We start from the raw sequence: 19,361 nt of genomic DNA on the forward strand, positions 1-19,361 counted from the left end.
CGCTGTTGGCGTTCGTGGCATTGGCTGTGGGCACCCGTGAGGCGCGCAAGGGCAATTAAGCTGATCCCGCACGCCACCGATCACGAGGCGCACAGCCGGGTTGCGGGCCCACGAATCAGCGTGAGCCCGCGTTGCCCATACGCCCGCAAGCGTCAAAGCTTCGGGCCGCCCATTCCGGGCGGCTCGATACCGCTGCCCGGTGCGAGCGGATCGTCCTGCCAATGCGCGCGTGCGCCGTAGTACTCGTGCACCGTGGTTGCCCAGCCAATGTCGGCCATGGAAGGCCAGTGGTCCTTGTCGAAGCCCGGTGCGGTCTTGACGCGTTCTCCGCTCACGTTCAGCAAGAAGCACTTTTGCGTGGTGTCGAGCGTGAGTGCCGCCCACGGCAGCGCGAGCAGCTTGTCGCCGATGCCGAGAAAGCCGCCGCTCGACATGACCGCATAGGCAATGCGGCCGCGTTCGACATCGAGCATGATGTGCTTGATCTTGCCGAGCTCTTCGTTATCCGAACTGTACACGCGGTCGCCTTCGAGCGTGCTCGAGGCCATGATGTACGGGCCTGGGCCTGCAGCGGTCTCGCTGCCTTTGCCGACGATACGTGCGCCGGTCTGTGGGGAATCGGGGTTCATCGCCATGATGGGCTCCTGAAAAAGTCGAAGGTTGCGTGACGTATTCGCATCGCCCGCACGGCTATCGGTTTGTCCTCCGGCCGTGCGGCGACGATGCATCGACTACTCAGCAACGCGCGCGCCCGGGTCGCCGCGCCATGGCGTCGGGGTCGCACGCTGGCACCCTCCTTGCGCATACAGACAGCGACACGATCGGGAGGGCATGGGCAATGAAAGACTTATCGACACTCGCAGTGGTGCGAAGAGAGAACGCATGCACGCTCGATGCACGGATTCTGCTCGACGAGATGAACGCCATGCTGGCGCTTTACCGAGCGGACGCCGTGCAACCGCAGTTCTACACAGGCGACATGAGTTCGGCGCGCAGCGCCTTTGTCATGGCGCGCACCACGGATGGCCTCGCCATCGGCTGCGGCGCGCTGTGCCGCTTCTCGTTCGAGGTGGCCGAATTCCGGTGTCTCTACCGGCGGCCTGCATGGCCGGGGACCGGTACGGCGATTCTTCGTTTTCTCGAGACGGTGGCGGCCGTGGCGGGCTATCGGCGCGTCATTCTTCAGGCGCGGGAAGCCAACCGGCGCGCGATCGCGTTCTATCAGCGGCACGGTTACGAGCGGGCCGAGCCGTTCGCGGACTGCGCGGCTCTCGGCGACGTGCGCTGTTTCGCGAAGGCGCTGCCGATCCTGGCGGACGATTGACGCGACCGTACCGCCCGCACGACGAGCGGCACAGAGGTTGCGCAGATGAGGCGTCCGTGCGCGGGCAACCGCCATGCACTGCCGCAACGATCGACGAGGAGGGAAGTCTTCCAATGCCGGAGGAAGCGCTGTGGTTTTTGCTGATCGGCGTGCTGCTGATGTTCGTGGCGCTCGCGCGGGGCCCGATTGCGCGCTTGCCGCTCACAGGCGCGATGATTTATCTGGCCGTGGGCATGATCGTCGGGCCCGGTGTGCTCGGCCTCGTGCATGCCGACCTTGCGCAGAACGTGCGCACGCTCACCGTGGTGGCGGAAGCCGGGCTCGTGATTTCGCTGTTTTCGGTTGGCATGCACCTGCGCGTGCGGTTGCGCGACCGGCTCTGGCGCTTGCCGCTGCGCCTGGGCGTGCTGGCCATGGCGCTCAGTGTCGGGCTGATGTACGCGTTTGGCGTGGCGTTGGGCGCAACCGCCGGCGTGGCCTTGTTTCTGGCCGCGGCGCTCGCCCCGACCGACCCGGTGCTCGCCAACGAATTGCGCGTCCATGAAGCCGGCGACGCCGAGCCCGTGCGATTCGCACTCTCGGGCGAAGGCGGCCTGAACGACGGCGCGGCGATGCCGTTCGCGCTGCTCGGTCTCGCGCTGTGCGGCGTGCACGTTGCCGGCACGCAGAACGTGGCGGCATTCGCCGCGTGGGTGGTCTGGGGCATCGTGGGTGCGCTCTTCGTGGGCGCCGTGCTCGCCACGCTGTGCGTGCGGATCGTGTTCCACTTGCGTACGCGTTATGGCGAAGCGGTGGGGCTCGACGGCTTCATCGCGATCGGGCTGATGTCCGTGACCTACGGCGTCGCGCTGCTGTTGCACGCATACGCGTTCGTGGCCGTATTCGCCGCGGGCGTGGCGCTGCGCCATGAGGAATTGCGCGCCACGGGCGAGCAGCGCCCCGCCGAAGCGCTCGAAAACGTGCAGCTTGGCGAGCGCACCGAAGTCGCGAAAGACCCGCAGCGCGCGCACGTCTGGCTTGCCGAAGGCATGACGGGTTTCACGCTGGAAATCGAGCGGCTGGCCGAGTTCTCGGTACTGCTGATCATCGGCTGCGTGATCTCCGCGCATTGGCGCGAGATGCTCGACCTGCGCGCCGTGCTGTGCGCACTCGTGCTGGTGTTCGTTGCGCGGCCATTGGCCGTGATCGCGGCTATGGCGGGCTCGCACGCGGACACCCCGCAGCGCGTCTTGATGGCGTGGATGGGCATACGCGGCGTGGGGGCGTTTTATTACGCGGTGTGGGGTATCGACCAGGCCGGCGACGCGCTGCGGCCCGTGCTGCCCGCGGCACTCGACGCAATCGTGCTGTCCGTCGTGCTGCACGGCGCGACCGCGGGCTACGTGCTCGAGCGCTATTACCGGCGCCAGGAAGCGCTCGCGGCATCGGAACACCATGTGGGCGCGAGCGCATCTTTCGACTAGCCGGCGGCCGGCGCGTCAGGCATCGGCGTCGATCTGAGCCTCACGGCACGCGCCGCTGCGAAATGTCTTCGAGTGTATTGGCGATGCGCTCGCGCTGCGCACCGTCGCAGCGCGTGGCGATGTCGCCGAGCGAGAGCGTGCCCACCAGCTCGCGTTCGTGGTTCACCACGGGCAGCCGGCGCACCTGCGCCTCCGCCATGCGGCGCTGAACGACATTCACGTCTTCGTCCTCGTAGCACCATTGCACGCCCGAAGTCGCCACGTGCGAGACCGTTTCCTCGCCCGTGCAGCCCTGGGCGAGCCCGCGCATGGCGAGGTCGCGGTCTGTCACCATGCCGACGATCTGCTCGCCGTCGCATACCGGCAGCGCCCCGATGTCGTGATCGCGCATGAGTTCGGCAGCGTGGCGGATCGTCGTGTCAGGCGCGATATGCACGACCTCGCGTGACATCACTTCGCGAACCTGAGTCATTGTCTTCTCCTTTCGTGGTTGTGTTGTCTCTTGTGATGCGAAACGTGCCGTGCGCTCGAGGCGCTCCGGCGGCGCGTGCGGCGGCGGATCGCCTTCGGGCAGCGTGGGCGGCGGGCGGTCGTCGGGCTGCGGCGGCAGCGGCGGACGTTGCGGGTCGTCCAGCGGATCGGGCGGCGGCAAATGAAACGACGTCGTGAAGGCATGCTGCATCGGCATGAAGAACTCCTGTGGAGAGGCCATGGCGGTTGGATGTGGGGCTCAAAGCGACGCGAGCGCGAGCCGCGAATTGACCTTGAGCGCGGGAACATCGTCGCGGTAGGGCGGCCGTGGTTCGAACGTGCGGATCACGTTGGGCTGGAAGATGAGGCAATACGTGCTGCCGCCATATTGAAAGAAGCCCAGTTCCTCGCCCTTGTCCACGTGCTGACCTGGCAGCGCGACGATGCGGCACGATGAAACCTCCGCCATGCCGACGAACACGCACGCCACGAGCCCGAGCGCCGCTTCGTCGGCTTCGATCAGCATGACCGCACGCGCCGCGACCGCCGTTGTGTAGCCCTGCGAATCGTTCAGGCCGCGCGCGTCGGTGCCCTCGCCCTCGATTTCGGAGTAGTAGGTGCCGTCCACGTTGTACGCCTCGCGTACCGTCCCCGCGATGGGCGCGTGCCAGCGGTGATAGTTGAACGCGCTCAGATAGCCCTGATACACGCTGCCGCCCACGAAGCGCTCCGCCACGCTGCGCTCGGTGCCCGCCAGGATCTCGCGTAGCGAGTAGGGCTGCGACTTGATCCAGAAGCGGTCGTGTAGCTCGCAATGCTCGCTCACGTCGTAAGGGGACGCTTCGCAGGCGTTGACGATGACGGCGGCGTTCGACGGTTCGTCGACGGGCCGAGTGCCTTCCCGCAGGCGCCGCGTGAAGAAGTCGTTCCAGGACGCGAAGCCCCAATGCGGCTGCGAGCGCTCGCAAAGGTAGTCGTCCAGATGCATCGTCTCCTGTGCTTGCTCGCTGAACCAGCCGTGCGGCGCCTGCGTGGTGAGATGCGTGCGCGAATGCGGACCGCTCAGGAAACCGCACCAGTACGAGAGCACGTTGCGTAGTTGCGCGTTGAAGGCGGGATCGCGGAACACGGCGTAGCCCGAGGGCATGCACATGGGCCAGTCGAGCACGAGATTGAGCGGCGTGGCGATCGGCACGGAGGCATTGAAGGGCGGCGCGTAGGTCGTGAGGTAATCGACGATGGTCATCAGTTCGTCGATATTGCCGTAGCTGAGTTCGAAGCCTGCGTGCAATGCTTCGTCGATCGCGCGCGAGAGATTCATGCGCAGCACCGTGTCGCCCTGTACGAGGCGGGCGAGTTCGCGCACCACGTTCACCTGCGGCGTGTCGCGCGAACGCTCGCGTGCCGCCGCCGCGATCTGCCGGCGGAAGTCCGCCGCGACGGCCTCCTTCTGCGGCATCCAGTTGCCGAGGCGTCGCCGGGATTTCATGGTGGGCGGGGTCGTCGCGTCCATCGGTTTGCTCCTTGTCCTCTCAGACTTTTGCCGTGTTACTGCGGTTTGGACACTTTCAGGTCGTTCGTCACGTAGACCACGCCGTCGAGGTCGTGGACCACGCTTTCGGCCTTGTCGCGCTGCGCCTCGTTGGGCACGGTGCCAGTTAGCGTGACGGCGCCGCGCTGGGTGGTCACGTGAACGTCGCTGGAGTTCACGCCGTCCGCGGCCATCAGCGCAGCCTTCGCGTGGGCGGTGATGAACGTATCGCTCGCTTCGCCGCCGTAGCCCGGATTGCCGGCCGCGAGATTGTGTGGCGGCAACTGGTTGGGCCGCGGGTTGGGTTGCAACGTGGCGCTGCCGGCTTGCGGGCTGGTCTGGGAAAACGTTGCGTGCATGCCGAGCACGACACAGAGGCCGGCAAGGGCCGCGCGCGAGGCGCATTGCAACGGGTTCATGACTGTCTCCTTCGCTTTGAGAGCCGCAGCCTGCTCCTCCCGCAACAGGCGTGCCGCGGCGACTCGGCGTTTTCCTGGACTCCGGCGTTCAGGCAAGAGCGGCAAGCGCCGGGTCGGGCACAGCCGGTGCGCATACGCCGGGAGACTTTTTTCAAAGGAGCCGGCAATGCTTTACTACGCGATCGTTTTCTTCGTGATAGCCATCATCGCGGCTGTCTTCGGGTTCGGCGGGCTTGCGGCGGGTGCAGCGAGCATCGCCAAGATTCTGTTCTTCATCTTCGTGATTCTGTTTCTGGCGAGCTTGCTGTTTGGCATCACGAGGCGGTAAGCATTGCCCGGCGTCGGTCAAGGCGCGCCTCTTCGCACTGGGCATGCACGATGCGCGCGCCATCTTGCGGCGCGCGTAGTCGCGTGCGCTGTAGCCAGCGCGGCGGCGGTGGCCGGCACGACGTCCGGGTGGATTGGAGGGCAGGTCGGCCGGCAAGATATTCAGGAGTCCCGCACCATGAACATCTCTTTTCCTGAAGGCCCGGTCGAGTACGACACGGAGGAATTCGCGCTAACTTTTGTTGCGGTCGCGGATTCCGTCCCTGTGGACTGTGCCATTACGGCTGAGGCGCTGGAAGACCGCTTCGGCGCGAGATCGCTGCGCGAGCCCGATCTGCGCCAGGCGTTCCACCGGAACCGGGACGCGATCGAAGCGGCGGCCGCCCGCCTCATCGAAGAGACGGACGGCAAGCCCGTGATGCTGCATAGCGGCTACTTGCGCATGTACGGCACCGGCAGGCACTAACTACTCGCCCGCGCCAGCCTTGCAGCGCGCAATCTGCTTCTTCGCTTCTTCGACCACGCGCTCCGGCGTGAAGCCGAATTTGGTCTTCAGCGCCTTGAGCGGCGCGGAGGCGCCGAACGTGTGCATCACGATCTGCGAGCCGAAGCGGCCGACGTAGCGGTCCCAGCCGAGCGTCGCCGCTTGCTCCACGGCTACGCGTGCATGGATGTGCGGCGGCAGCACCGACTCCCGGTACGCCTCGTCCTCCAGTTCGAACACGTCCCATGAAGGCATCGAGACCACGCGTGCCGCGATCCCCTCCTGTTTCAGCGTCTCATAGGCGGCAATGCATAGCGAAACTTCGCTGCCCGTGGCGAGCAGCAGGACTTCGGGCTGCTTGCCATCGGGCGCGTCGGCGAGTACGTATGCGCCGTGCCGCACGCCTTCTGCGCTCGCGTATTTTTTGCGGTCGATCGTGGGCAGCGGCTGGCGCGACAACACCAGGCAGGCCGGTTCGCGCGAACGTGCGAGCGCAACGCGCCAGGACTCGGCGACTTCGTTGGCGTCAGCGGGGCGCAGCATGAGCAGGCCCGGCACAGCGCGCAGCGAGGCGAGCTGCTCGATCGGCTGGTGCGTGGGCCCGTCTTCGCCGAGGCCAATCGAATCGTGCGTGAACACGAAAACGACGGGCAACTCCATGATTGCGGCGAGCCGGATGGGCGGCTTCATGTAGTCGCTGAAAATCAGGAACGTCGACGCGAACGGCCGCAAGCCCGAAAGCGCGAGGCCATTGGAGACCGCGCCCATGCCGTGTTCGCGAATGCCGAAGTGCAGGTTGCGGCCGTCGTAGTGATCGCGCTCGAAGCTTCCCGCGCCTTCGAACTTGAGATTGGTTTTGGTCGAGGGCGAGAGGTCGGCGGCGCCTCCGATCATCCACGGCACGCGTTGCGCAATGGCGTTGAGCACCTTGCCCGACGACTCGCGCGTTGCCATGCCTTTTTCGTCGGCTTCGAAGGTGGGGATATCGGCGTCCCAGCCCTCGGGCAGCTTGCCTTCGAGCATCAGGCCCAGTTCCTTCGCTAGCTCGGGGTAGCGCTTCGCGTAGTCGTCGTAGCGTTGCTTCCATGCTTCGTGCGCCGCCTTGCCGCGCGCGCCCATGCCTTGCGCGAAGCGTTCGTACACGCCGTCGGGTACGAGGAAATGCGCGTCCTCCGGCCAGCCGTACGCGCGCTTGGCAAGGCGCACCTCGTCCTCGCCAAGCGCCTCGCCGTGCGCCGCCGCCGTGTCCTGCCGGTTCGGCGCGCCCCAGCCGATGATGCTCTTCACCACAATGAGCGTCGGCTTGTCAGTTACCGCCTGCGCTTTCTGGATGGCGGCTTCGATGGCTTTCGTGTCGTTGGCGTCGTCCACGTGCAGCGTGTTCCAGTGGTAGCCGCGAAAGCGCGCTTCGACATCGTCGCTATAGGCGAGGTCGGTATGGCCCTCGATCGTGATGCGGTTGCTGTCGTAGAACCAGATCAGATTCGACAGACCCAGATGGCCCGCGAGCGAAGCCGCTTCGTGCGAGACGCCTTCCATCATGTCGCCGTCCCCGCACACCGTGTAGACGCGGTAGTCGAAGATCTTTGCGTCGGGGCGATTGAAGTGCTGCTCGAACCAGCGCCCGGCCATGGCCATGCCCACGCTGTTGCCGAGCCCCTGGCCGAGCGGCCCGGTGGTCGTCTCGACACCTGTTGTCATGCGAAATTCCGGGTGCCCCGGCGTCACGCTGTCGATCTGGCGAAAGTGTTTGATATCGTCGAGCGAGACCGCGGGCTTGCCCGTGAGCTTGCCTTTTTCATCGATGGCCTGCACGCCCGCGAGGTGCAGCAGCGAGTAGAGCAGCATCGAAGCGTGGCCGTTCGAGAGCACGAAGCGGTCGCGATTGGGCCATAGCGGCGCGGCAGGGTCGTAATGCAGATGATGCTGCCAGATCTGGTACGCGAGCGGCGCGAGCGCCATGGGCGTGCCGGGGTGGCCGGAATTGGCCTTTTGCACGGCGTCCATCGACAAGGTGCGGATCGTGTCGATGACCCGGCGGTCGAGATCGGATGGGTCGGCTTTCGTGGGCCTGGCATTCGACGATGAATTCGATGACATGAGCGGGGACTCCTCGGCAGGGGCGCACTGCCATCGGGCGGCGGCGCGCGAAGGGATGGACGCGCAAATGCGGTGCCAGCCAACGCATGGCGGTCCGCACCGTACTCTGGATCGCGTCTGGAACCTATGGGCATAGCCTTTGCGGATTGAGACTACTCCTCTTTCCGATTCCCGGCCCCGATGCGCACACCATCTCAACGCAAGATTGCTCTGATCACCGGTGCGGGCGCGGGCGTGGGCCGCGCCGCCGCAGAAGCGTTCGCGCGAGCGGGCTATGACGTCGCGCTGCTGTCGCGCGAACCCGAACGGCTCGTGCGGGCCGCCGCGCAATTACAAGCAGCCTACAGTGTGCGCGCGCTCGCGGTGCCGACCGACGTGGCCGACGCACAGGCCGTCGAAGCGGCGGCAGCGCGCGTGGAGCGCGAACTGGGTGAAATCGACGTGTGGGTGAACGTTGCCATGGCGACCATCTTCGCGCCGCTCTCGTCGATCTCTCCGCGCGACTTCGAGCGGGCGACCCAGGTCACCTATCTCGGCCAGGTGCACGGCACCATGGCGGCGCTCGCGCGCATGCGCAAGCGCAATCGCGGCGCGATCGTCAACGTGGGGTCGGCGCTCGCCTCGCGCGCGATACCGCTGCAATCCGCGTATGCAGGCCCCAGGAGGGTGCCATGGAACGATTCAACGGCAAGGTGGTGATCGTCACCGGAGCGGGCTCCGGCATCGGTGCTGCGAGCGCGCGGCGTTTCGCGGACGAAGGCGCGGCCGTCGTGCTCGCAGGTCGCACGCCCGACAAACTGCGCCGCGTGGCAGCCGATCTGCACGAAGACCGCGCGCTGGTGCACGTCACCGATGTACGCGACGACGAATCGGTGCAAGCGCTCATCGACGCCACGGTCGCGCGTTTCGGGCGCATCGACGTGCTGGTGAACAACGCGGGCGTGGCCCCGACGGGCGGCGTGGACGAAGCCCCCATCAACGAATGGGACGACGTCATCGCGACCGATCTGAACGGCGTGCTCTATTGCCTGCGCGCCTGTGCACCCTACCTGAAGGCGACGCGCGGCGCGGTCGTCAACGTCTCCTCCGTTTCGGGCCTGAGCGGCGACTGGGGCATGAGCTTTTATAACGCTGCAAAGGGCGCGGTGACGAATTTCACGCGCGCGGCGGCTCTCGACCTCGCACTCGCGGGCGTGCGCGTGAATGCGGTTTGCCCCTCGCTCACGCGTACGAATCTCACTGAGGACATGTTCACCGACGCGGCACTCGTCGAGAAGTTCCGCGAGCGCATTCCGCTTGGCCGCGCGGCGGAACCCGACGATATCGCGGGCGTGATCGTGTTTCTCGCGAGCGAAGACGCGCGCTTCATCACCGGTGCGAATATTCCTGTGGATGGCGGGTTGAGCGCTTCGAACGGGCAGCCGCGGCAGGCTTGAGGGCACTCTTCGCAAGGCACGCGTTCTGCGCTTCGTGGATTGGATGCGGCGTCGCAGAGGGCGCCGCATCGAACGCATCGACAATTCAAGGAGGCTGCCATGAACAGCACGCTAGACCCCGACAACGATCTTCCTGAATCCATGCCGCCGGGGCACGACACGGGCTCGCTAGGCCCGGGCGATTCATCCGATTCCGGCAGCGATACCCAGGGCGCCAAGCGCCACGAATTCGACCGCGATACCGAACTCGATAATCACGCGCTCGAAGCGGGCGAGGACGAAGCGCAGAGCGATACCGATAGCGCAGGCACGGGCGAACGCGCCTCGGCAGACGGCGACGAGTCGCTGGAGCCCGACAGCGACGTGCTTCCGGATCGCATCGACGATTTAGGCGATATTTAAATAAGCGGGCGCCTGCGCGATATCGCCGTTGCGCCTGGCGCCCGCGTTAAACACGCACGCCAGGCGTTCATGCCTCTCGTGCTGCGCCAGTACGGCCACTGTTACCGATGCGCCGCGCTTTTTTTGCCAGGCCGGTGGCATAAATTTCCGCACATTTGCTCATTGTCACGCCGCAGTTGATTCGGTGTGCGAAGTCATGCGATGCTTTCGTTGCCCGGGATTCCGGCGATGCCAATGTGCATCCAGCCGGACCCGCACGCCGCAAACAAACGGCGTGAACGGGTTGGTGCGATGAGACCAGCGAAGTGCCCCAACACCACGGAGGCAACATGAGCACGCAGCTGCAATCTCGCACCCACGCCGCATCGCCAATCGATGCGCATCGCATTCAAGCAGGCTTACAGTCACTCCCACCCCGAAAATTGCCGCAGCGTTCGCGCACTGCGATCAGCGCGGCCAGCCTCGCAACGCTTTTGCTCGCCTGTGCAAACTGTTTCGCCGATACCCAGGTGGGCGCGCCGTTGCCGCCTGCGCCCGATATTCTGTACGGCGATCTTTTCGTGGCGGTGCAGACCGCACAGATCTTCTCCGACCAGAAGACCTTCGTCGATTCGACACCGAACACGGACCCCGCAACCATCGTTCAGCTCTACGAAACGCAGAAGAACCAACCCGGCTTCTCGTTGCTGAGTTTTGTAAACCAGTATTTCACGCCGCCGCCGGACCAGAGCATCACGCCGCCGGCGGGGCAGACCTTGCGCCAGCATATCGACTGGCTATGGACCGGTCTCACGCGCACGACCACGTCGGCACCCGACAACAGCTCGCTCGTGCCGCTGCCGAAGCCGTATGTCGTGCCGGGCGGGCGCTTCAGGGAAGGTTATTACTGGGACACCTACTTCACGATGCTCGGGCTCCAGGAGTCGGGCCATGAAGATCTCGTCGACGACATGCTCGACAACTTCGCGTACATGATCAACACCTTCGGCCATATTCCGAACGGCAATCGCACCTATTATCTGAGCCGCTCGCAACCGCCGTTCTATTCGTACATGGTGGAACTCGCGGCGCAAAAGGAAGGCAACAGCGTGTATCAGAAGTACCTGCCGGCGCTGCGCAAGGAGTACGCGTACTGGATGCAGGGCGCGAGCAGCACGCCGCGCGGCCAAGCCACGCGCAATGTGGTCGTGCTGCGCGACGGCACGGTGCTCAACCGTTACTGGGACGAACTCGACACGCCGCGCGACGAGTCGTACATCGAAGACGTGCAGACTGCGCAGCAGGCCACGGGCCGCCCCGCGAACGAGGTCTATCGCGACTTGCGCGCCACCGCCGAAAGCGGCTGGGACTTCAGCTCGCGCTGGTTCGGCGACAACCAGAACCTCTGGACCGTGCGTACCACGTCGATCATTCCCGTCGATTTGAACAGCCTCCTGTTCCATCTTGAGACGACGATCGTGCGCGCCTGCACAGTCGCGCGCGATTTCGGCTGCGTGGGGCAGTTCGCCGGCTACGCCGCGCGCCGCGCCGAAGGCATCAACCGTTACCTCTGGAACAGCAAGGGCTACTACGGCGACTACGACTGGCAGTTCGGCAAGTCGCGCGACAACCAGACACCGGCGATGATGTATCCGCTGATGGCGGGCGTGGCGTGGCCCGAGCGCGCGAAGAAGACGGCGCAGACGATGCAAAACGTGCTGCTCCAGCAGGGCGGCCTCGCCACGTCGGTCTACAACACGGGACAGCAATGGGATGCGCCGAACGGCTGGGCGCCGCTGCACTGGATCGCCATACAGGGCCTCAAGCAATACGGGCGCAGCGATCTCGCGCAGCCAGTCGGCACGCGCTTTCTCGCCGACGTCGAGAACGTCTACAACACGCAGCAAAAGCTCGTCGAGAAATATATCGTCGAAGGCGCGGGTGAAGGCGGCGGTGGGGGCGGCGAATACCCGTTGCAGGACGGCTTTGGCTGGACGAATGGCGTGACGCTGATGCTGCTCGATATGTACGGTGGCGGGCAGTAGCTGTGAGAGCCGGACCGCTTCCAGCCCGGCGCGGCTAAAGGCTGGTCGAGCGCCGCGAAGCGGTCCGTTCGAGCTTCATTCCAATGGGTCGGCGTGTTCGAGTTCGAGCAGCGCCGCCTTGCGATCCACGCCGCCTGCGTAGCCAGTCAGCGCGCCGTTCGTCGCGACGACACGGTGGCACGGAACGATCACGGAAACGGGGTTGCGGCCAACCGCGCTTCCCACAGCGCGTGCGTGCCCCGAGTCGAGGCGCAAGCGCCTCGCGACCTCCGCATAGGAGATCACGCGTCCATACGGAATCGCTTCAAGCTCTTTCCAGACCCGCCGCTGAAACGGCGTGCCGCGCAACGCAATGGGAAGCCCGAAGTCCTGTCTTTCGCCGGCAAAGAACTGCGTGATTTGCCGCTGTGCGTAAAGCGCGAGTGGCGGCGCTCCGGCTCCAATGCGCGTAAGCGACATCTGCGGGAAGTACTTTTGGCCCACGAAAAAGAGGCCGGTCAGGAAATCGTCTTCTACGCGCAGCGCGATATCCCCCAGTGGACTGGGAATCAGATAGCCAGGTGTCATTTGAGTTGGCCCTCGAGTTGGCTCCACATGTGGAGGGTTGCATAGGCGCGCCACGGTTCCCATTGTTCGGCACGGCGGCCGAGTGCGGATGCGCTTGCGTAGCCCAGTTGCCTGTTCAGCTTCAGGTCAGAGGGCGGAAAGGCATTCGGCCACGCGAGCGCGCGCATGGCGATGTATTGCACGGCCCATTCGCTTATGCCGTGAATGTTCCGCAGTGCGTGGAGCGTTTCTTCCAGTGGCGCGGCGGGTTCGAGCCTCACGCGCCCCGACGACACGTCGCTTGCGAGCGCAACGATCGCCTCTGCACGCTTGCGCGTCATCCCCGTATCTTCGAGTGCGGAGACTGGCTCGCGTGCGAGCATGGCCGCGGAAGGAAAGACGCGGGTCAACGCCTGCGGCGCGTTGATCCGCGTGCCAAAGCGCTCAGCAATGCGTGCAAGAATCCTTTGCGTGCTCGTCGATTGCGGCGATTGCCCGGCCAGGGCGCACACCGCGATCTCGAAGCCGTCCATGGCGCCAGGGACGCGCATGCCCGGCAAGCCGGCCGCGAGATCGCCGAGATGCGGATCGATCAGATCGGGGCGCGAGTCCAGATCGAATAGACGCCTGACGCGCGGCAGAAGTTGCCCCACCGCGGGCATGAGCGACATCGGCAAAGTCACTTCGAGCGCGTACCGCTGCGGCGTGTGCCGTACGCTGATCCAGCCGTGGATGTCGCCGCCTTTGTGGCTCAACGCGAGGGTTCGTGTATAGATCTCGTCGCCGATATGCTCGACGCCGGCTATCTGCCTGCGTGCGAGGAACGCGAGAATGCCGGACCAGCAAAACGGCGGCCGGTAGCCCAGCGGAAATGTCACGTTTTCTGCACGCGGCGCGTTGGGTGCATTGGTTTCTTTCCGGAACCGCAGTGGGTTCAAGCCGTATTGCTTCAGAAAAAGGTCGTTGAACCGCCGCACGCTGCCGAATCCCGCCGCGAGCGCAACGGCGTTCACGGGCAAGCGGGTATCGGTCAGCAGCCGCTTGGCCATCAGCAGCCGTTGGGTTTGAGCGAACTCCATCGGCGACACGCCGAATTGCGCGTCGAAGATCCTTCGCAGGTGCCGGTCGGTCACGCCCACGCGTGCGGCCAGGGCCGCCAGGCTGCCGGCGTTGAGGAAACCCTCCTCGATCAGCGACGCGGCGGCGTAAGCGAGCCTGCTCGAGACGTCCAGCAGGCCGTTACCCGGGGCCAGTTCAGGGCGGCAGCGCAGACAGGGACGAAAGCCCGCGCGTTCAGCCGCTGCGGCGTTGGCGAAAAAGTGGCAGTTCTGGCGCTGCGGCGTGCGGACCGGGCAGACCGGGCGGCAGTAAATTCCCGTGGACGACACGCCGACGAAAAACCAGCCGTCGAAACGGCGGTCTTTCGAGAGCATGGTCTGGTAGCAGGTGTCGGGATCGAGGCGCATGTCGAGACTGTAAAACAGATTCAGGGAGGATTCTGGCCAGATTCGGACATGAGTATTCGAGCCCCGAGTGCCGGTCTGCGACTTGTGCCGCCGTATGCCTTAACAGCGCCTTTATGACTCGAACGGATAAACGTATCGGATTTGCTTCGTTGTCAGCCGGCAGGCGGATCACGTAGATTGAAGCTATTGCTTACCTGAAAGGCTTGCTGCGTGATTACCACCGCCACATTCATCGCTCCTGCCGCATCGAGCGCAACGCAACGCTTCGACATTCTTCCCTTGAGTGCGCCGCTCGGCGCGGAAGTGGTTGGCCTCGATCTGGCGAAGCCGCTGTCGCGCGACGATTTCGCGCGTATTCATCGCGCGCACCTCGATCACCACGTGCTGGTGTTTCGCGACCAACGCATTACGCCGGAGCAGCAGGTCGAATTCAGCCGCCGCTTCGGGCCGCTGCAGATCCACGTGCTGCATCAATTCGCACTGGCGGGGTACCCAGAGGTGCTGATCGTCTCGAACGTCATGGAAAACGGCAAGCCCATTGGTCTCGGCGACGCGGGACACTTCTGGCATTCCGATCTTTCGTACAAGGAGAAGCCGAGCCTCGGTTCGCTGCTGCACGCGCAGGAGTTGCCCGCAGAGGGCGGCGACACGCTGTTCGCCAACATGCATCTGGCATGGGACACGCTGCCCGCGCATTTGCGCAGCGCCGTGGAGGGGCGCCGTGCCGAGCATACCTATCTCGCGCGCTATGCGGAACTCCAGGCGCGCAGCCCGTGGCGGCCGAATCTAACGGCGGAGCAGATCGCGCAGGTGAAGCCGGTGGTGCATCCCGTGGTGCGCACGCACCCGGAAACGGGCCGCAAGGCGCTGTTCGTGAGCGAGCACTTCACGACCCGCATCGTCGATCTGCCCGAGGACGAAAGCCGCGCGCTGCTCGACGCGCTGTTCGCGCACAGCGTGCTCGAGGAGCATTGCTACCGCCACGAATGGCGCGAGCACGATCTCGTGTTCTGGGACAACCGCTCGCTCATGCATCTCGCGGCGGGCACGCCAGATCATCTGCGCCGTAAGCTCTATCGCACCACCATCGAAGGCGACACGCCGTTTTGATGCGCGCCGCGAGGCGTTTTTTCTCGCGGTCGGTATTACATAGAATAAAAAGGAATCCATAGTATGTCGCTTTCTATCGGTAATGCACTTGCGAAGCGTGTAAACGTATGGCGCCGTGCGGGCGCGGCGTCGCTCGCCATTGCGCTTGGTTCGCTTGGACTGGGCGTGCCCGCATCGGCGCGCGCAGAAGGGCAGATCCGCATTGCGGAGCAGTTCGGTGTCGTGTATCTGATGCTCAACGTCGCGCGCGACCAGCATTTCATCGAGCAGGAGGGGCGCAAGGCCGGGGTGGATATCAAGGTCGACTGGCTGCGTCTTTCTGGCGGCGCGGCCGTAAACGACGCGCTGCTTTCCGGCGCGGTGGACGTAGCCGGCGCGGGCGTGGGACCGCTGCTGACGGTGTGGGACCGCACGCATGGCAGGCAGAATGTGAAAGGCGTGGCATCGCTTGGCAACCTGCCGTATTACCTCGTGAGCACGGATCCGAACGTCAAGACGATTGGCGACTTCACGAGCAAGGACCGCATTGCCGTGCCGGCCGTGGGTGTTTCCGTGCAGTCGCGCGTGCTGCAATACGCGGCGGCGAAGCAGTGGGGCGAGAAGCAGTTCGACCGCCTCGATCCCTACAGCCAGGCCATTCCGCACCCGGACGCGACGGCCGCGATCATCGCTAACAGCAGTGTGATCACGGCGCATTTCGGCAATCCGCCGTTCCAGCAGCAGGAGCTGGCTGCCAACCCGAAGGCTCATATTGTGCTCAACTCGTACGACGTGCTGGGCGGACCGAGTTCGGCCACGGTGCTTTACGCCACGCAGAAGTTCCGCGACGAGAACCCGAAAACGTATCGCGCATTCGTGGCGGCGCTCGCCGATGCAGCGAACTTCATCGCAGCGCACCCCGAGCAGGCCGCGGATATTTATATCCGCGTGAACGACTCGAAGATCGACCGCAATCTGCTCCTGAAGATCCTGCGGGATCCACAGGTGCAGTTCAAGACCGCGCCGCAGAATACGCTCGCGCTCGCGCAATTCATGTATCGCGTCGGCGCGATCCGCAACGAGCCGAAGTCGTGGCGCGATTATTTCTTCGACGATCCGGCGGTTGCCAACGGCAGTTGAGCAAGCACGGCATCTGCGCCAGAAAGCGGGCCCAGTTCGGGCCCGTTTGCACTGGTGGCGGACATCCAGTGCTTATACGCAGGCCTGGTTTGAATATGCCGATTCATTGGTTGGGTAGCGCGCCGGGTGCCCGTATGTTGACGTTTTATCCGCTGGATTTGCGAAAAGTGAACGTCACCACCACCAGATTCTGGGAGCGCGCTCCCGCAGTGCGCCGCGAAGCGGGCGCGGCGGAACGCGTTGTTGTGAGCGAGCGGCCTGCGCATACCGAACACACCATCGAGGCGGGGCGACACAGCGAGCGCCTGCTTGCCATCGAGAACGTCAGCCTCGAATACCGCAGCCGCGAGCGCATCGTACGCGCCACGCAGGACGTGAGCTTCGATGTCTACGGCGCCGATCGCTTCGTCCTGCTCGGGCCTTCGGGCTGCGGCAAGTCCACTTTGCTCAAGGCGATTGCGGGCTTTGTCGAGCCAGTGTCGGGGTCGATCTCGCTGGCGGGCGAACCGGTGCGCGGACCGGGTGCGGACCGCGTGGTGGTGTTCCAGGAGTTCGACCAGTTGCCGCCCTGGAAAACCGTGGCCGAGAACGTGGCGTTTCCGTTGCGCGTGGCGCGCAAACTGCCGCGTGCCGAAGCGCGCGAACGTGCGCTCCATTATCTCGACAAGGTAGGACTCGCCGCGTTCGCCGATGCGTATCCGCACACGCTTTCGGGCGGCATGAAGCAGCGCGTGGCGATAGCGCGAGCGCTCGCCATGCAGCCGCGCGTGTTGCTCATGGACGAACCCTTCGCCGCGCTCGACGCACTCACGCGCCGCAAGATGCAGGAAGAACTGCTGCGCCTTTGGGACGACGCGCGCTTCACGCTGCTGTTCGTCACGCATTCGATCGAGGAAGCGCTCGTGGTCGGCAACCGCATCCTGCTGCTCTCGCCGCATCCGGGACGCGTGCGCGCGGAGGTGAACAGCCATGCGTATTCGCATGCGAGCATGGGTGGCGTGGACTTTCGCGAGAGTGTGGCGCGCATTCATCGCCTGTTGTTCGATACCGATACCGAAACCGAAGCCGTGAAGGAGGCCAGCCGATGAGCACGCCACATCAGACGCTGCCGCCCTTGCCACCCGTGCGCGCGGAATACGAGCGGCCTTTGTTGCCGGTGCAGGCGGGCGCAGACTCCGCGCCCTTGCCGCTCGCGCGGCGGGTGCTCGATGCGGGCTGGTTTCGCCGCACGCTCATCGCGCTCGTGCTTATTGCGGGCTGGGAGATCACGGCGCGCGTGGTTGCGAACGATTTGCTCGTGCCGACGTTTGGTGCGACGCTTGCCGCGTTCGTGCAGGGCATTGCGAGCGGTGAATTGCTCGTGAAAACCGGCATTTCTATGTCGGTGCTGTTGCGCGGCTACGCTATCGGCGTGGTGCTCGCATTCGTGCTGACGTCGCTTGCGGTTTCTACGCGCGTGGGGCGCGATTTGCTTTCCATGCTGACGGCGATGTTCAATCCGCTGCCTTCGATCGCACTGCTGCCTATTGCGTTGCTTTGGTTTGGGCTTGGCACCGGCAGCCTGTTGTTCGTGCTCGTGCATGCCGTGCTGTGGCCGCTCGCGCTCAATATGTACACGGGTTTTCTCGGCGTGCCGGCGACGCTGCGTATGGCGGGGCGCAACTACGGGTTGAGCGGGTTGCGTCAGGTCGTGTTGATACTCGTGCCTGCGGCGCTGCCCTCGATTATCGCGGGGTTGCGCGTGGGCTGGGCATTTGCATGGCGTACGCTGATCGCGGCGGAACTTGTGTTTGGGGCTAGCGCGGGGCAGGGGGGGCTTGGGTGGTATATCTTTCAGAACCGGAATGAGCTTTATACCGATCGTGTTTTTGCTGGGCTTGCTGCTGTGATCGTTATTGGGTTGCTCGTTGAGCATCTGGTTTTTGATACGCTCGAGCGGTTGACTGTGCGGCGTTGGGGAGTGCAGGGTTGAGGTTTTTGGCTCTGCGAGGCGTTTGATTATTGATTGGACGGGGGCTTTGGTTTTTTCTTGTTTTCGTGTCGGTCTGCACAGGGGCAACGCCTGCACACCGACGTGAAAACAAGGAAAGGCCAAAGCGCCAGGCGTCCCGCCCGAGGCGGCGCACAACACCAAACCCTCAACCAATCTCAACCACAATCTTGCTAGCCGCGCTGCCGTCGGCCACGGCCTCATAAGCCCGCTCGGTTTCACCCAGCGTGAAGCGCCGAGAATCCACCCTCGCCTTAAGCTGCCCCGCCTCCGCAAGCCGCGTAGCCTCGCGAAGCATCTCACCGTGATGCCCACGGTTCTTCCCACTCAAAAGCGGGTAAAGCGTAAAAACCCCCGAATAACTCGCCTCACGAAATGATAGCGGCGCGAGGGCATGCGAGCCCCACCCGAGCGCGCTCACCACGTGCCCAAAATGCTTGACCGCGGCAAACGAAGCATCGAGTGTCTTGCCGCCCACAGTGTCCACCACGAGATCGAATCCCTCACCCGCCGTGTGCGCCTGAACATACTGCTCCACACTCAGCGAGTTGTAATCGATAGGCGTCGCACCCAGTTGCGAAATCACTTCAGCGTTGCGCGCGCTACCCGTCGCGAAGACATTCGCGCCAAGCGCCCGCGCAATCTGCACGGCCACATGCCCGACGCCACCCGCGCCGCCCTGAACCAGCACGCTCCGCCCCGCCGCCAGGTGCGCGCGATCGACGATGCCCGACCACGCGGTGATGAACGCGAGCGGCAGCGCGGCGGCTTCGCGCATCGAGAGATTCGCGGGCTTGCGCGCGAGGAGGTCCGCGTCGACGGCAGCGTACTCGGCCAGCGCGCCTTGAATGCCACCTACGCCGCCAGTCATGCCGTACACCTCGTCGCCGGCCGCAAAACGCGTGACGCCCGCGCCGACCGCTTCCACCACACCCGCCATGTCGATGCCGAGCACGAGTGGCAGCGGATGCTTCGCATGATCCGCCTTCCCCGCCCGAATCTTGACGTCGAGCGGATTGAGGCCCGCAGCATGAATGCGCACGAGCACCTGGCCCGTTTGCGGCTGCGGGCGATCGAGCGTAGCCAGTTCGAGCGGACCGTCGTACTGGCTGAGGACGAGTGCTTTCATTGTTAGTGTGTGTGCCGTTG

The 19,361-nt window shown here is 64.7% G+C and carries 19 protein-coding genes and 1 pseudogene; 12 read left to right on the top strand and 8 right to left on the bottom strand.

The window, feature by feature from the left end; translation table 11 throughout:
- Positions 1 to 152: 152 nt before the first annotated feature.
- Positions 153 to 635 (bottom strand): PRC-barrel domain-containing protein, encoded by a 483-nt coding sequence (locus E1N52_RS12830; RefSeq protein ID WP_246089041.1) that lies wholly within the window; start codon positions 633 to 635, stop codon positions 153 to 155.
- Positions 636 to 838: 203 nt separating this feature from the next.
- On the opposite strand from E1N52_RS12830, the gene E1N52_RS12835 reads away from it, so the two are divergent.
- On the top strand, positions 839 to 1,324 hold the full coding sequence (locus tag E1N52_RS12835; protein WP_165979367.1) for a GNAT family N-acetyltransferase: 486 nt from the start codon (positions 839 to 841) through the stop codon (positions 1,322 to 1,324).
- A gap of 113 nt (positions 1,325 to 1,437) precedes the next feature.
- On the top strand, positions 1,438 to 2,787 hold the full coding sequence (locus tag E1N52_RS12840) for a cation:proton antiporter domain-containing protein (protein WP_133183160.1): 1,350 nt from the start codon (positions 1,438 to 1,440) through the stop codon (positions 2,785 to 2,787).
- Positions 2,788 to 2,827: 40 nt separating this feature from the next.
- On the opposite strand, the gene E1N52_RS12845 is transcribed toward E1N52_RS12840, so the two are convergent.
- The 3 genes from E1N52_RS12845 to E1N52_RS12860 all read right to left on the bottom strand — a co-directional run bounded on the left by E1N52_RS12845 (position 2,828) and on the right by E1N52_RS12860 (position 5,208).
- Positions 2,828 to 3,259 carry a CBS domain-containing protein gene (locus E1N52_RS12845; RefSeq protein WP_133183161.1) on the bottom strand — a complete coding sequence of 144 codons (432 nt, stop codon included), beginning with the start codon at positions 3,257 to 3,259 and terminating at the stop codon, positions 2,828 to 2,830.
- Between the two features lie 258 nt (positions 3,260 to 3,517).
- On the bottom strand, positions 3,518 to 4,771 hold the full coding sequence (locus E1N52_RS12855) for a phosphatidylserine decarboxylase family protein (protein ID WP_133183162.1): 1,254 nt from the start codon (positions 4,769 to 4,771) through the stop codon (positions 3,518 to 3,520).
- Between the two features lie 35 nt (positions 4,772 to 4,806).
- Positions 4,807 to 5,208: a BON domain-containing protein gene (locus E1N52_RS12860; RefSeq protein WP_133183163.1), complete on the bottom strand. Its 402-nt coding sequence runs from the start codon at positions 5,206 to 5,208 to the stop codon at positions 4,807 to 4,809.
- A 166-nt stretch (positions 5,209 to 5,374) separates the two neighbouring features.
- On the opposite strand from E1N52_RS12860, the gene E1N52_RS12865 reads away from it, so the two are divergent.
- Positions 5,375 to 5,536, top strand: coding sequence for a DUF1328 domain-containing protein (locus E1N52_RS12865; protein WP_133183164.1), 162 nt, complete (start codon positions 5,375 to 5,377; stop codon positions 5,534 to 5,536).
- 177 nt (positions 5,537 to 5,713) lie between these two features.
- Positions 5,714 to 6,001, top strand: coding sequence for a DUF1488 family protein (locus E1N52_RS12870; protein ID WP_133183165.1), 288 nt, complete (start codon positions 5,714 to 5,716; stop codon positions 5,999 to 6,001).
- Here the strand turns inward: E1N52_RS12870 and tkt are convergent, their stop codons facing one another.
- Positions 6,002 to 8,119: a transketolase gene (tkt, locus tag E1N52_RS12875; RefSeq protein WP_133183166.1), complete on the bottom strand. Its 2,118-nt coding sequence runs from the start codon at positions 8,117 to 8,119 to the stop codon at positions 6,002 to 6,004.
- 180 nt (positions 8,120 to 8,299) lie between these two features.
- On the opposite strand from tkt, the pseudogene E1N52_RS12880 reads away from it, so the two are divergent.
- The 4 genes and pseudogenes from E1N52_RS12880 to treA all read left to right on the top strand — a co-directional run.
- Positions 8,300 to 8,782: pseudogene (locus tag E1N52_RS12880) on the top strand (SDR family NAD(P)-dependent oxidoreductase); the annotation flags it as partial.
- Between the two features lie 8 nt (positions 8,783 to 8,790).
- Positions 8,791 to 9,555 carry a meso-2,3-butanediol dehydrogenase gene (gene budC / locus E1N52_RS12885; RefSeq protein WP_133183168.1) on the top strand — a complete coding sequence of 255 codons (765 nt, stop codon included), beginning with the start codon at positions 8,791 to 8,793 and terminating at the stop codon, positions 9,553 to 9,555.
- Positions 9,556 to 9,654: 99 nt separating this feature from the next.
- Complete coding sequence (locus E1N52_RS12890; RefSeq protein WP_133183169.1) at positions 9,655 to 9,957, top strand: chemotaxis protein; 303 nt, start codon at positions 9,655 to 9,657, stop codon at positions 9,955 to 9,957.
- A gap of 329 nt (positions 9,958 to 10,286) precedes the next feature.
- A complete protein-coding gene (gene treA, locus E1N52_RS12895) occupies positions 10,287 to 11,981 on the top strand; it encodes an alpha,alpha-trehalase TreA (protein WP_133183170.1) in 1,695 nt (564 codons plus the stop codon).
- Positions 11,982 to 12,056: 75 nt separating this feature from the next.
- Here the strand turns inward: treA and E1N52_RS12900 are convergent, their stop codons facing one another.
- Both E1N52_RS12900 and E1N52_RS12905 read right to left on the bottom strand, forming a co-directional pair.
- Positions 12,057 to 12,548 carry a methylated-DNA--[protein]-cysteine S-methyltransferase gene (locus E1N52_RS12900; RefSeq protein ID WP_133183171.1) on the bottom strand — a complete coding sequence of 164 codons (492 nt, stop codon included), beginning with the start codon at positions 12,546 to 12,548 and terminating at the stop codon, positions 12,057 to 12,059.
- Positions 12,545 to 13,993 (bottom strand): bifunctional transcriptional activator/DNA repair enzyme AdaA, encoded by a 1,449-nt coding sequence (locus E1N52_RS12905; RefSeq protein ID WP_165979368.1) that lies wholly within the window; start codon positions 13,991 to 13,993, stop codon positions 12,545 to 12,547. The genes E1N52_RS12900 and E1N52_RS12905 overlap by 4 nt, the downstream gene beginning before the upstream one ends.
- Before the next feature lie 210 nt (positions 13,994 to 14,203).
- On the opposite strand from E1N52_RS12905, the gene E1N52_RS12910 reads away from it, so the two are divergent.
- The 4 genes from E1N52_RS12910 to E1N52_RS12925 all read left to right on the top strand — a co-directional run bounded on the left by E1N52_RS12910 (position 14,204) and on the right by E1N52_RS12925 (position 18,194).
- Positions 14,204 to 15,103 (top strand): TauD/TfdA dioxygenase family protein, encoded by a 900-nt coding sequence (locus E1N52_RS12910; protein ID WP_133183173.1) that lies wholly within the window; start codon positions 14,204 to 14,206, stop codon positions 15,101 to 15,103.
- 63 nt (positions 15,104 to 15,166) lie between these two features.
- Positions 15,167 to 16,222, top strand: a complete 1,056-nt coding sequence (locus E1N52_RS12915) for an ABC transporter substrate-binding protein (RefSeq protein WP_133183174.1) — start codon at positions 15,167 to 15,169, stop codon at positions 16,220 to 16,222.
- 167 nt (positions 16,223 to 16,389) lie between these two features.
- Complete coding sequence (locus tag E1N52_RS12920; protein ID WP_425468047.1) at positions 16,390 to 17,310, top strand: ABC transporter ATP-binding protein; 921 nt, start codon at positions 16,390 to 16,392, stop codon at positions 17,308 to 17,310.
- Positions 17,307 to 18,194 carry an ABC transporter permease gene (locus E1N52_RS12925; RefSeq protein ID WP_133183175.1) on the top strand — a complete coding sequence of 296 codons (888 nt, stop codon included), beginning with the start codon at positions 17,307 to 17,309 and terminating at the stop codon, positions 18,192 to 18,194. The genes E1N52_RS12920 and E1N52_RS12925 overlap by 4 nt, the downstream gene beginning before the upstream one ends.
- Before the next feature lie 166 nt (positions 18,195 to 18,360).
- Here the strand turns inward: E1N52_RS12925 and E1N52_RS12930 are convergent, their stop codons facing one another.
- The gene (locus E1N52_RS12930; protein WP_133183176.1) at positions 18,361 to 19,341 is read right to left on the bottom strand and encodes a zinc-dependent alcohol dehydrogenase family protein; all 981 of its coding nucleotides are present in this window, start codon (positions 19,339 to 19,341) and stop codon (positions 18,361 to 18,363) included.
- Positions 19,342 to 19,361 lie beyond the last annotated feature (20 nt).

It is taken from the genome of Paraburkholderia guartelaensis (genome assembly GCF_004353905.1).
In the GTDB taxonomy this organism is placed as follows: Bacteria; Pseudomonadota; Gammaproteobacteria; order Burkholderiales; family Burkholderiaceae; genus Paraburkholderia; species Paraburkholderia guartelaensis.